This is a genomic window from Opitutales bacterium (assembly GCA_013215165.1).
GTDB lineage: Bacteria > Verrucomicrobiota > Verrucomicrobiia > Opitutales > JABSRG01 > JABSRG01.
Genome location: JABSRG010000008.1, coordinates 1 through 12,612 on the forward strand (window position 1 = coordinate 1; position 12,612 = coordinate 12,612).

Genomic DNA, 12,612 nt, shown 5'->3' on the forward strand with positions numbered 1-12,612 from the left:
ATAAGCTTTTCCTTTTCGATCAGGTGGAGGGTGAGCTCTTCGATTTTGGCCATTTGGAGGGTGACGAGTTCGGAGAGTTTGGCGCCGTTTTGCTCGATCTCGGTGGCGGACGGGATGCCGGGGAGGTGGCCGTGGGCGGTGATGTGGGCTTCAACTTCGGCGAGCGGGGCCAGGCGGTAGTCGTCTTCAAAAACGTAGTCGGACCAGCCGGATTCGACGATGACTTCTTTGGCACGGATGGTGCCGTTGACGGATAGTTTGTGAGAAGGCCCCAGTGTTCCAATTCCGACGTTGCCAGAATTATTAATTATCATGCGCTTCGTTAGGTTCGACGCCCCGCCTACCGAGGTTCCTGAACCTGTGGAAAAAACTAAATGCCCTGCGGCATCACCAGAAACAGATGTGGGTCTCGCGCTAGACAAATTTTTCCAAGCGCCTCCTTCATAATATGTTTGGAATCCGATTACTTTATTACCGCCATCGTGAAATGCAAAGCCGTTGCCGACCTGTAGTTTTTCCTTTGGGTTGGTGGTGCCGACACCTACTTTGCCGTCAAAAGTAAAAGCGGCATCGTTTCCTACTTCAAAAAACAGAACTTTAGAGTCTAGGAAGTCGACTCTCATATCTGGATGGCTGAGAAATGATGCTATTTTGTTTCCTTCGTTTGTTCTAATATGGGACCACTTGCTACCTACATGGGAATCTAATGCCAGAGCAGTCCATCCAGAATATCCAAGTTGCTTGAATGACCATGGGCGATCTGTTCCGAATCTTAATAGTTCTTCTCCGTCACCTCTACCCGCAATTTCTAATGGAGCGTTTGGAGAAGTTGTTCCGATACCAATATTGCCGCTACGTTCAATCGTCATTTGCGTTATTGAGCTGCTATCTATCGCACCATCTATATTCGATCCCTGAATTCGTAATTGTTGATCTTCGCCTCTGTATTCAAACCTCATTCCATCATTCGATAATTCCGATCCTAGTGATATTTGAGTAGACGCCGGTGAGACTGACGTAATCTCAGCGACTGGATTCATTGTTCCGATACCTATCCTTTTTTGATCTCCTCTTACCACAAACGCGTCATGTGAGAAATAAGCATCTCTACCTTCGAAAAACAGTGGCCAAGGGGACTCCCCGCTCCAATTGCCGCTATCATCATCATCCCATAGAAAATAGAGCCTGTTCGATTGAGCATGGATCCAATAGTCATCAGCTCCAGAGTCGGAGTCTATAAATCCAATCGTTGGTGAACCTTCTATGATATTGATGTCGGAAGTGAAATTTTGTGCGGATAGGCTCGATGCTAGGACGGTTATGTAGAGTGATATGGAACGTTGTATCTTCATAGCTAAATATAGAAATTCGCGCGGAGGTAATTGCAGGGATAAAAGTTGAGATTAGTATCGGCAATTTGGGGTGCCGAGCTGGGGCTCGGCGTTCCTTGAGCTGAACTTGGCTGCGAAAGACGCAGAATTATTTATTTAAATCGTTGTCGATCTGGGGCTTAGGTTGGTCTGGGAGTTCGGGGTATTTCGATCCGCTAATGGACGCGAATGGACGCGAATGTCTTCTACCTAGGCTGTAAAGGTGGGTGCAGAATGGATCGTGTCTGTGAGCATGCATAGACCTGAAGTGACAGCGTGTTTATTGGGCCGATTGGAATGAACGGGACTGGTTTTGGGGACCGGAGGGAATGGTTTCACCGGAGTGTGAAGACATAAGTCGCAGGCCTTCCCGGGAGTGTTGGCTGTGTGCTTTTCCTCGAGAAGGCAATGCGCTCCGGTTGGTGTGACTCGTGCTCGGGGGTAACATGTTTTGTGAGAATTGTTGGAACTGTATTTAGGAACAGAATTAGGAGAATTGGTGATGAGAAAGCATTCTCGGTAAGGTAGGTCAAGTGTTGTTTGTAAAAATTAAGTAACGCAAATTTCGTGATCTTTTGGCCCGCGAATTTATTCGAATTCATTAGTCCGAGCTGGAGCACAGCGTCCCCAGAAAGAGATGGTGTTTTTGCCGCGGATGGCGCAGAATAGATGCGGAAGGTGATTGTTTTCGTTGTCGTGTTCGAAAGCGACTTTTTTTTTACATTGGGACATTATGATAAAACAAACTGCAGCACCTGTCATTGAAACGCCTCTCGGGGAGAAAATCTATGAGCTTTTGGGCCACGAGACTGGAGCGGATGCTCCAAAACACTCAATTGCCCGCGTTAAGATCGTGCCCGGTGGCATGTCTCTGCGTCATTACCATCCAGTGGTCGAGGAAAGCTACTGGATCACCGCGGGGAATGGGACTCTGGAAGTCGGGGAGGAGACCATGGAGGTCGCCGCGGGCGATATGATTCAAATCCCTATCGGGTCACCGCACAAAATTTCCAATACCGGAAGTGAAGTGTTGGAGATGACGGTCTGTTGTGCACCCGCCTGGACACCCGATTGCAGTGTCTTTTTAGAGGGACCCGACGCGTGAGGGCATTCTACGTCATACTGTGTGTCCTGGGGGTGATTCTGCCTTACTCGGTTATCGTGCCCTGGTCACTTGAGCAGGGCGTCAATTTGGCGCAATTTTGGTCAGAGCTTACTGCGAACAGGATCAGTATCTTCGCGTGGCTTGATGTTTCCTTAGCTGCGGTGGTCTTAGTGGCGTTCATCATCACAGAGGGCCGCCGCCTCGGAATGACTCGACTCTGGCTACCCATCGCCAGCATCTTTACTGTCGGCGTCTGTTTGGGCTTCCCACTCTTTCTGCTCATGAGGCATAAGTATGTGTCTCAAGAAATGAATTTAGCCCGTGAAATTTGACCAAGTAGGGTGATCGCGACAGCGATTGCCCTAGGGTGGGTGGTGATTCAGGGCAGGCAACGGCTGTCACCGTCATCCTACGAAACGGCTCTGTCTCTGGTAGGATCGCCTCGGGGCTGTTTAGTGTAGATTTCTAAAAAAAGGACGTCGGTCCAAGGTGCTGTAAGCCGGATTATGTCGTGGGCATCTATTTATCTAGGCCGCCGAGGCGACCTCCTCGCCGAGGCGAGGTGCGGCTTACCCGAGATCTACTGACGGGCTATCAAGATCTCCTATTTAGCCTTGCACCGCAATGGGTTTATCCTGCCACGCCGGTTACCCGAACGCGCGGTGGGCTCTTACTCCACCTTTTCACCCTTACCCCAAGCGAACTCGGGGCGGTATATTTTCTGTGACACTAGCCGTCACTCCCGAAGGAGTGCCCCTACTTTCGTAAGGAATGCTGCCCTATGGTGTCCGGACTTTCCTCTAATCGACGAGCAATCAGCAGATGCCTACACCTTGGACCGACGAAATTGCATGCTGTCGAAACTACCCGTCATAATCCAGAAAATTCGTTGGAAAGCTGGAAGGCTTTGAGCTGTGACTGACCTATGGAGCCGACTTCTTCTTCCGACACCCAGCCCCCCCATCCTCTGTTGTGGCAGGCTTTGATCCCTGTGGTATTCTTGGTGGCTGTCTTAGCAGTTGTTGTCATTTGGATGGAAGGCGATGTTCGAGTTCCGATCATTTTAGCGACTGTGGTAGCCGCGTTCGTTGGTTTGGCGCAGGGTGTGCGCTGGCTGGATATGCAGCACGGTATTGTGCAGGGAATCGTGATCGGGCTGCCTTCGATTTTGATTTTGATGCTCGTGGGCTCCTTGATTGGGACTTGGATCGCAGGAGGCATTGTGCCGCTTATGATCTACGCGGGCTTGGAGGTATTTTCGCCCCAAGGATTTTTGCCCGCTGCCGCTTTTCTATGCGCGATCGTGTCGTTGGCGACGGGGAGTAGCTGGACAACGGCGGGTTCGGTGGGTGTGGCCCTTGTAGGCGTGGGGACCGGGTTGGGAGTGAATCCTGCGATGACGGCAGGGGCTATTGTATCCGGGGCCTATTTCGGTGATAAAATGTCACCCCTTTCTGACAGCACCAATCTTGCTCCCGCGGTGGCTGGGGCTGACCTCTTTGCACACATTCGGCATATGTTTTTCACGACGGGGCCGAGTTTTCTAATCGCATTGGCTGGATTTGCGATACTCGGATTGGCAGGGGCAGGTGGCGGTGCAGACTTGGCAGAAGTGGCAGCGATCCAATCGGCGCTGAAGGAGAATTTTTCATTGAGTCCCTGGCTATGGTTGGTGCCCATGGCGGTGTTGGTGATGGTGAGTTTTAAAGTGCCGGCTATGCCCGCTCTTTTTGTAGGTTCGGTTCTCGGGGCACTATCGGCCTTGTTTATCGAGGGGCGGTCTTTCGAGTTGGTCATGGGTGTGATCAATTCAGGCTTTGTTTCGGAGACTGGCCAGGCGATGGTGGATAAACTTCTTAGCAATGGCGGTATCGATAGTATGATGTGGACGATCTCGCTTATTTTGTGCGCCTTGAGCTTTGGTGGCGTGATGGAGCGCACGGGGCAACTCCGTGCTATTGGTGTCTCCATTTTGGCGTTCGCGAAAGGGCGCGGGTCTTTAGTTGCTTCGACGGGAGTGACCTCGATTATTACTAACTTCTTGGCTGCCGACCAATATCTCGCCCTCATATTTCCCGGTCGAATGTTCAAGGGTGCCTACGAGAAGATGAAGCTCGCCCCGGTTAATCTTTCTCGGGCGCTTGAAGATATGGGGACGCTCAGCTCTCCTTTGATTCCTTGGAATACCTGCGGTGTAACGATGGCTGGCGTGCTGGGGGTAGCGACGGGAGAATATTGGATCTTTGCACTCTTCAATCTGATCAATCCAGTAGTTTCAATCCTCTACGGGTTCACGGGCTGGACTATGAAGCCTGCAGAAGCACCGAAGGAAAAGCTGCCGGTTTGAACCTGCTTTTGGGTGGGATTTCAAATAATACCCGAAAGTTACCTTCGTTGGTGTCCGTTATTTAAGGGATGTCAGAGTTCGAAGCGAATGCCGCAAAAAAGCCTCTAGTCGCGATGGCGGGGGCGAGTGGTTTTGTAGGAAGCCATTTGAGACATTTTTTGAGTGAGCACTATAGCTTTCGCGCACTAACGCGCAGCGCTGCCGTGGCGTCGACTGCATCGAAAACGGATACCGAATGGCGGGAGTGTGATCTGTATTCGCTGCCCAAGGTGACCGATGCCCTAGAGGGCTGTAAAATTGGGATCTACTTGGTTCACTCGATGGCGCCTTCGAGTCGACTGATGCAAGCGAATTTCGAAGACACGGATGTGCTTTTAGCAGATAATTTCGTGCGCGCAGCTGAAGCTGTGGGCATCGAGCACATCGTCTATCTCAGCGGTTTGATGCCTGAAGGCGTAGAGGACATTTCCCCGCATCTACGCAGTCGACGGGAGGTCGAAGATGTATTGAGGAGCCGCAGTGTGCCGGTGACGGTGTTGCGAGCTGGCTTGATCTTTGGACCGGGTGGGTCGTCTTTTTCGATGCTTATTAACCTGGTGCGACGTTTGCCGGTGATGGTATTACCCGCCTGGGCGACATCTAAAACCCAGGCGATCGATATCGACGACATTTGTCGTGCTTTTCAGCACGTGATGACTGCGCCAGGTTATCGAGGGAATTGTTACGATGTCGCCGGACACGCTGTGATGAGTTACAGCGAATTGATTCGTGAGACTGCTCGGCATTTGAAGACGCGCAGTCGGCATATCAATTTTCCATTGAATTGCTTTGCTCTATCGCGGCGTTGGGTGAGTCTGTTTGGTGGGGTGCCCGAAGAGTTGGTCGGACCGCTCCTGGAAAGTCTCCAATATGATCTTTCTGCGCGCCCCAATGATTTGTTGACTTGGCTAGAGCAAACGGGAACGCGCAACTTTCAGGAGTCTCTGGATCGGTCGGTTGACGCTAATGGTAACCCTAAGCCGAATCCAAGGAGCGAGACGCGTATAGCCGATGCTCAAGCGATTCGAACGGCACGCCGGGTGCGTTCAGTGCAGCGGATGCCTTTGCCTGAGGGGATGGACGCCCAGGATATCGCTAAAGAATATGGGCAATGGGTAACCGAGAATTTGGGCGGAATCGTTCAGGCGCGTCGGGATGATGAGGGTGTATTGCGGTTTCAGCTCTTGAAGCGATGGACACTGCTGGAGCTCACGCCGACCCCTTTCTCAAAGAGACACCCATTTCGCTGTGCGTTCTACATAACTGGAGGTGCCCTGGCACGGGAGGTTTTGCCGCCTGGACGTTTTGAGTTTCGGATTTTCCCTGGCATTCGCTCAGTTATTGCATCGATACATGGGTTTTCTCCGACGTTGCCTTGGTATGTTTACGCGTACACACAAGCGATTGCACACCTTTGGGTGATGCGCTGGTTTTCACGTCATCTCGGAGGGTTGATGCATCGTCCGTCGGACTCTTAGGCGATTTATGCTTACATCGTTTGGAAGCTCGTCGCCACGAAGTTCTGCAACGGGAGTGAGTGAGAGCGACTCACATTCAGAGTAAACCAGGAACTCTCTCTAAAATCGTATGAGCATCCTTGGGATTCCTAAGCATTATTTGCATTCCCGCGCTCAGGCCTTCTTTCAGCAAGATTGGAACGGTCAATACGGGTAGGCCGGCGAGACTGGCTGGAGTAGTTAAATCGAGGAGGTTTGAACGAAATGTGGCGGTGAGTTGCTCTGATCTGGGCGCGCCCGTGTGTGTAGCTGGGAGCGCGATCGCGCCAAATTCTGCGAGCAATTTATGTAAGAAGTTTGTCACCGATACGCGTTTTTGCTGGGCCCACTCGAGATCTTTGTCCGACCAGCGGCGTCCGCGGTCGATAAGGGGCCATACTTTGGGGTCATATTGATCTTTGTGGCTATCGATCCACGATCGATGCACCTGAAAAGCCTCGTAGCTTTGAATGATAGAAAAAGCTCGGGAGGCGTCATGGCACGTCGCTTCAAAGTTACGCTGCGCGTCAGCCTCTAAAACAAAGCCAATGGATTGTGCAGTATTGGTGCAAGCTGTCTGTATTTCCACACTGCATTGCCCGGTCCCAATATAGATACCCGGGGGTGACTTGGGAGGACTTATGGACGTTTCAGATATCAGAGCCTGAATCGCAGTCGCCATGTCGTCGGCGTTCCGCGTCATCCAACCTACTGTGTCGAATGACGGAGATAGGGGGAAGGTCGCTGAGTCGATGAATTCACCGGGTTGTAGGCGCAGGCCATAGAGTCCGCAATATGCCGAAGGCACGCGAATAGAGCCGCCTGTGTCAGTCCCGATAGCGATGGGAAGTAGGCCGCTTCCGACGACCCATGCTGAGCCGCTACTGGAACCGCCACTGAGAAGATTTGGGAAGGTCGGGTGGGGGCAATCGCCGAAGTGGGCATTCTGTCCTGACAACCCATAAGCAAATTCGTTGAGTGTCGTCTTGGCGGCAGGAATGGCGCCGGAATCTATAAAGCGCTGGATGATGTTAGAAGGCTGGTTTTTCGACTTGCGCAATGAAGGCAAGAATTGGCTGCTAGCCGTTGTGGGAGAGCCAGGTAAATCAAACAAGTCTTTGATGCCGAAAGGAATGCCACGCAAGGGACCGTTAGAGACCGCGGCTGCCTCAAAGAATTTTCGAAGCTCTTCCTCCTTTGGAATCCAGCATATTGCAGACGATGGGGCGCGATGGAGAGATCTGTATAAAGTGCGTGCGGCGTGGTCGCTGCCATCTTTAAGGAGAGTTAACCAGTCTGAGAAATTCATGAAAGATTGATCGTCTGTGAAAAGGGATTCACGACTGGGTGAATAAATTATCTTTAAATCGGGACGAGCAGAAATTAATCCCTAGACCGAATCTCACGGCTATTGAAGGCACAAAATATTAAGTACTCATTTGTTACCGCAGTTTACGATTGTCATGATATGACGCGGATCTTTCTGCGTAGTTTCGTGCAGACGGTAGGGTTGCCCCAAGGTAGTTTTGAGATCTTGCTGGTTGATGATTGTAGTCGAGAGTCGGCAGAAATGTTTGTGAAAGAATTTTCAGAATTGCCCATACGCTATTTGCGCAACGATGAGAACTGTGGCTTTGGAGAGTCGAATAATCGAGGGGCGTCAGAGGCCAATGGCGAGTTCCTTATTTTGCTCAACAATGACCTGAAGCTGAAGCCAGGTTGGCTTGAGCCGATGCTAGGTGTCTTCGATAATGCAGAGCATCGCGCGGGCGCTGTGGGGAACATACAGATAAATACCCGGACGCGCTTAATCGATCATGCTGGCGTGGCCTTTGGGTCTGATGGCGTCCCGTTCCACGCGCGAAAAAATCGCTTAATGTACCCCAAGGGAAACATCGCGGAATGGCCTGCCGTTACAGCCGCTTGTATGTTGATCCGTCGGACAGTGTTTTGGGAAGTCGGTGGTTTTGATACTGCTTATCGCAACGGATCGGAAGATATAGATCTCTGTATGCGGCTGCGTGTAGCGGGATATCACAATTACGTGTCAAATAGCAGCCGCGTGTATCACCATATAAGCAGCTCTCCTGGACGTCATGAGTTCAATGAACAAAATCTAGAGATTTTTATGGAGCGCTGGCGTCGGGAGGGGGAGGCGCTTGGATCGGAGATGTGGCCGAGGGAATACCTATTCCGTTATGCACGTCACTGGTGGAAGCTGTCTCCCATTAAATTTTTCCAGGCCTGTGTTTTGCTCTGTTTTCGTCGAACGAAGTTGGGTTCGTAATTTTCCAGAGAATGGCTCACCTGTAATACCATGGGACTCCTATCGTCACTTGTCCGGGGACAACAAAACCCGATTTTAAAGCGCATCCAGAAAGATCAGCTTACCAAGTTGCGTCTGAAATATGATCCCTATTACCGGGTGTTTGATGACCAGCAGGGGTCGCGTGTATTTCATAAAGGTAAAGAGCTCGTGATGCTGGCCAGCAACGATTACCTGGGTCTAAGCGAGCACCCGAAGGTGATTGAAGCGGGTCACCGTGCTTTGGATAAATGGGGAAGTAGCACAACTGGGGCACGTGTGTGTAACGGAAGTCGTTCCTACCATGTCGAGCTAGAGGAGGCTTTAGCGGAGTTTTTGGGTAAAGAGGCCTGTCATGTTCACTCTGCTGGGTATTTGTCATGCGCTTCATCCATTCAGCCCTTTGCTGGGCGTGGAGATGTTATATTGGTCGATAAGAACGTTCATTCCTCGCTGTGGAGTGGTATCATGCTCTCAGGAGCTCGCTATGAAAAGTTTTCCCATAATAACCCAGAAAGCCTAAAGGAGGCCCTCACTTATGAGAAGCCCGAGACACCGAAGTTACTGATTTTCGAGGGCGTCTATTCCATGGAAGGTCATCGAGCTCCGGTCGATGCCTTTGCTCAGGTCGCGGAGGAACATCAACTGTTCTCGATTATGGACGATGCTCATGGCTTCGGCGTGATGGGACCAGGGGGGCGCGGTACGGCTCATCACTTTGGCGTGTCCGACAAAATTGACATTCTCTGCGGTAGTTTCTCTAAGGCACTTTCCAGTTTGGGCGGCTTCGTGGCTGGTAGTCGCGAAGCGATCGATTACTTGCGGACCCATTCAAAACAAACCCTCTTCAGTGCTGCGCTCAGCCCTGTGCAGGCCGCTTGCGCTCTGGCAGCTCTTGAGATATTAAAAACAGACCCCGAGCCGCTGGAGCGTCTATGGGATAATACGCGCTGGTATCGCGGCCTGCTAGAAGACTTAGAAATTGATACTTGGGGCAGCGAGTCGCCCGCGATCCCCGTTGTATTGGGATCAAAGGAACGAACATTCTTCTTCGAGCGCACCCTCTACGAAAACGGTGTGTTCGGATTAATCACCCTGGCTCCAGCGGTGCCCCCAGGCAAGGACCTGATCCGTACATCTATTTCAGCCCGGCATACAGCAGATGACCGTGCGGTAATCGAAAAGGCCTTCCGCAAGGCTGCTAAGAAGAAGTAAGTATACGTGGGTATATACTTGATTATCTTTACGGGGAAAACATATTTAACGTATGCCGCAGTTGAACCTCTATCTCGATCCAGAAACTCAAAAACGAGCAAAGGAAGCAGCGAGTCGTAGTGGACTGTCGCTCTCGGGTTGGGTGCGGAACCAGATCTCAGAGGTGCTTGATTCAGATACCAAATGGCCCGATGGGTATGCAGGACTATTTGGTTCGTTGAAACACCTTGAAGTGGATTCGATCAGACAAGATGCTAAGACAGTGGATATCCCAAGGGAACCGTTGTGAAATTTTGCCTCGATACTAACACAATTATATATGCCCTTAATGGGAGGTATCCGGTCGTTCGTAGACGCATGCTCAGTCTGGAACCTGGACAGATCTTCGTTCCTGAGATTGTGCGAGCCGAGCTCTTATTTGGAGCGTTGAAGAGTAATAACCCCAAAGAGACTACCGAGCGTGTAAATTCTTTTTTGCGTCCGCTCAATTTTTTGGCTTTTCAGGATGAAGTCGTTTCGGCTTATGCCCGGATCAGACACGAACTCGAAAAAATCGGAATGCCCATTGGACCTAATGATCTATTGATTGCAGCAACAGCTTTGGCCCATGATCTGATCTTAGTGACACACAATGTCCGTGAGTTTAGCCGAGTGAGCGGACTAGAAACCGAAGATTGGTGTCAGTAAATCAGTCGTTAGTCGATTGCTTTGATTTGCAGATGTTGAGAAGGCCTTCCTCAAGGCAGCTAAGAAGAAGTAAATTAGAGCTGGTTTGGTTTCAGAAATCCTGATGCTTTTGTCAGAATTATGACTGAATCCGAACATTCCCTTCCCACGCCCTTGCAAGTTTACCCCAACGTATATTATACAGAACAACGGGCTGACAGACAAAATTTTGACCTTTACAGTCCACTTGATTCTGAAGGACCGAGGCCCATCATTCTTTGAATACACGGTGGAGGGTGGCAAAGGGGCGATAAGGGTGCGTTGAATGATAAGATTCAGTATGTTGAAGCAGGTTTCAGTTTCGCGCGTCTCAACTATCGCTACGCTACGGAAGCCCCCTACCCAGCGCAACTCGATGACGTAAAGGCAGCTCTGCTCCTAATTTGTGAAGAGGCTGAATACTTTAACATAGATAAAAATAATATATTTCTCGCGGGCCATTCGGCTGGGGCACACCTTGCGGCATGTTTAGGACATGCCATGGTGGATAGTGCTTTTCCCGTTTCCGCTATCGCTTGCGATGCGGGTCCAATGAATTTTATTTCCTTGTGGGAGTACCGGCTTCTCAGGCTCAACGGTAATCCAGGAGGCATGGAGATATTACTCGGCCATTCCGTTGATGCAGATCCTGAGTCTGCAAAGCGAGCGAGTCCTTATCACCTCATCACGGATCGTTCGCCCGCTCACTTTTTATCCTATGGATCGGAGGACGTGGTCGTTCCACCACAACAAGGCGAAATTTACGCAGAAGCTTTAGATCAAGCGGGTATCGACGCCTCGCTAACAATTTACGAGGGTGCGGGTCATGGATCGCCTTGTTTTTTTGATTCGAGCCACAATGAGGCGGTAATTGAATTCTTCACAAAGCATTTGAGCTGACTCCACGGTTGCGAGGTGCCCTCATTTAGTGCTCCCCTAAATCAGGTCTGGAGAGGATCTAAACGGATGTTTGCCTTCTCACAACAACGTGAGGTTTTTAGGTGAGATTGGCTTGGCTCCCGCAACGCCCCCAGGGAAGGACTTGATCCGCACTTCTATTTCTGCCCGGCATACGGCCGAGGATCGTGTGGTAATAGAAAAGGCCTTCCGCAAGGCGGCTAAGAAGAAGTAGATTAGAGCTGGTTTGGGTTCAGAAATCCTGATGTGCTGATCAGAATGATGACTGATTCCGAACCTTCCCTCCCCAAGCCTTTGCAGGTATTCCCTAATGTATATTATACGGATCAACGGGCCAAGAGACAGAATTTCGACCTTTACAGCCCACGTGATCCTGAAGGACCGAGCCCCATCATTCTCTGGATACACGGTGGAGCGTGGCAAAAAGGCGATAAAGGTGCGCTGAATGATAAGATCCAATTCGTTGAAGCAGGTTTCAGTTTCGCGCGCCTCAACTATCGCTACGCTACGGAAGCCCCCTACCCAGCGCAACTCGATGATGCGAAGGCAGCTCTACTGCTTATTTGCGAAGAGGCTGAGTATTTTAACATAGATACAAACAACATATTTCTTGGCGGTCATTCGGCAGGGGCACACCTTGCGGCATGTTTAGGACATGCGATGGCCGACACCCAGTTTCCCGTCTCTGCCATCGCTTTCAACGCGGGCCCGGTAGAATTTTTCTCTTTGAGTGAATACCGACGAGCTAGAGACAAAGAAAATGGAGGAGCCTTGGAAATATTACTCGGCCATACCGTTGATGCAGATCCTGAGTCTGCAAAGCGAGCGAGTCCTTATCACCTCATCACGGATCGTTCGCCCGCTCACTTTATAGCCTTCGGGGCTGAGGACGTGGTCGTTCCACCACAACAGGGCGAAATCTACGCAGAAGCTTTAGGTAAGGCGGGTGTCGATGCCTCACTAACAATTTATGAGGGTGCGGGTCACGTATCACCCTGTTTCTCTGATCCGAGTCACAATGAGGCGATAATTCAATTCTTCACAAAGCATTTGAGCTGACTCCACTGTTGCGAGCTGTGCCCTCGTTTAGTGCGTCCCAAAATCAGGCCTGG

General features: G+C 50.7%; 13 protein-coding genes and 1 other RNA gene. 11 read left to right on the top strand and 3 right to left on the bottom strand.

All coding sequences use genetic code 11. The annotated features are described in order from the left end of the window. On the bottom strand, positions 1 to 1,352 hold a 1,352-nt coding region (locus tag HRU10_02185), incomplete at its 3' end, for a hypothetical protein (protein NRA26038.1). Positions 1,353 to 2,103: 751 nt separating this feature from the next. Here HRU10_02185 and HRU10_02190 point away from each other — a divergent pair. Both HRU10_02190 and HRU10_02195 read left to right on the top strand, forming a co-directional pair. Further along, positions 2,104 to 2,475 carry a cupin domain-containing protein gene (locus HRU10_02190; protein NRA26039.1) on the top strand — a complete coding sequence of 124 codons (372 nt, stop codon included), beginning with the start codon at positions 2,104 to 2,106 and terminating at the stop codon, positions 2,473 to 2,475. Beyond that, positions 2,472 to 2,807, top strand: a complete 336-nt coding sequence (locus HRU10_02195; GenBank protein NRA26040.1) for a DUF2834 domain-containing protein — start codon at positions 2,472 to 2,474, stop codon at positions 2,805 to 2,807. The genes HRU10_02190 and HRU10_02195 overlap by 4 nt, the downstream gene beginning before the upstream one ends. A gap of 147 nt (positions 2,808 to 2,954) precedes the next feature. On the opposite strand, the gene rnpB is transcribed toward HRU10_02195, so the two are convergent. Continuing rightward, an RNA gene (gene rnpB / locus HRU10_02200) (RNase P RNA component class A) lies at positions 2,955 to 3,313 on the bottom strand. Between the two features lie 87 nt (positions 3,314 to 3,400). Here rnpB and nhaC point away from each other — a divergent pair. Beyond that, positions 3,401 to 4,822, top strand: a complete 1,422-nt coding sequence (nhaC, locus tag HRU10_02205; protein NRA26041.1) for a Na+/H+ antiporter NhaC — start codon at positions 3,401 to 3,403, stop codon at positions 4,820 to 4,822. 68 nt (positions 4,823 to 4,890) lie between these two features. Continuing rightward, positions 4,891 to 6,339, top strand: a complete 1,449-nt coding sequence (locus HRU10_02210; protein ID NRA26042.1) for an NAD(P)H-binding protein — start codon at positions 4,891 to 4,893, stop codon at positions 6,337 to 6,339. 76 nt (positions 6,340 to 6,415) lie between these two features. Here HRU10_02210 and HRU10_02215 read toward each other — a convergent pair whose 3' ends face one another. Beyond that, positions 6,416 to 7,666, bottom strand: a complete 1,251-nt coding sequence (locus tag HRU10_02215; protein ID NRA26043.1) for an amidase — start codon at positions 7,664 to 7,666, stop codon at positions 6,416 to 6,418. Positions 7,667 to 7,825: 159 nt separating this feature from the next. Between HRU10_02215 and HRU10_02220 the strand changes: the two genes are divergently transcribed. The 7 genes from HRU10_02220 (at position 7,826) to HRU10_02250 (ending at position 12,559) form a co-directional block, all read left to right on the top strand. After that, positions 7,826 to 8,644 (top strand): glycosyltransferase, encoded by an 819-nt coding sequence (locus tag HRU10_02220; protein NRA26044.1) that lies wholly within the window; start codon positions 7,826 to 7,828, stop codon positions 8,642 to 8,644. A gap of 30 nt (positions 8,645 to 8,674) precedes the next feature. Further along, positions 8,675 to 9,877, top strand: coding sequence for an aminotransferase class I/II-fold pyridoxal phosphate-dependent enzyme (locus HRU10_02225; protein NRA26045.1), 1,203 nt, complete (start codon positions 8,675 to 8,677; stop codon positions 9,875 to 9,877). Between the two features lie 52 nt (positions 9,878 to 9,929). Next, on the top strand, positions 9,930 to 10,166 hold the full coding sequence (locus HRU10_02230) for a toxin-antitoxin system, antitoxin component (GenBank protein NRA26046.1): 237 nt from the start codon (positions 9,930 to 9,932) through the stop codon (positions 10,164 to 10,166). Further along, positions 10,163 to 10,564: a type II toxin-antitoxin system VapC family toxin gene (locus tag HRU10_02235; GenBank protein NRA26047.1), complete on the top strand. Its 402-nt coding sequence runs from the start codon at positions 10,163 to 10,165 to the stop codon at positions 10,562 to 10,564. The genes HRU10_02230 and HRU10_02235 overlap by 4 nt, the downstream gene beginning before the upstream one ends. A gap of 300 nt (positions 10,565 to 10,864) precedes the next feature. Then, the gene (locus HRU10_02240; protein NRA26048.1) at positions 10,865 to 11,482 is read left to right on the top strand and encodes an alpha/beta hydrolase; all 618 of its coding nucleotides are present in this window, start codon (positions 10,865 to 10,867) and stop codon (positions 11,480 to 11,482) included. A gap of 88 nt (positions 11,483 to 11,570) precedes the next feature. Next, complete coding sequence (locus HRU10_02245; GenBank protein ID NRA26049.1) at positions 11,571 to 11,714, top strand: hypothetical protein; 144 nt, start codon at positions 11,571 to 11,573, stop codon at positions 11,712 to 11,714. 44 nt (positions 11,715 to 11,758) lie between these two features. Next, complete coding sequence (locus HRU10_02250) at positions 11,759 to 12,559, top strand: alpha/beta hydrolase (GenBank protein ID NRA26050.1); 801 nt, start codon at positions 11,759 to 11,761, stop codon at positions 12,557 to 12,559. The last annotated feature ends 53 nt before the right edge of the window (positions 12,560 to 12,612 follow it).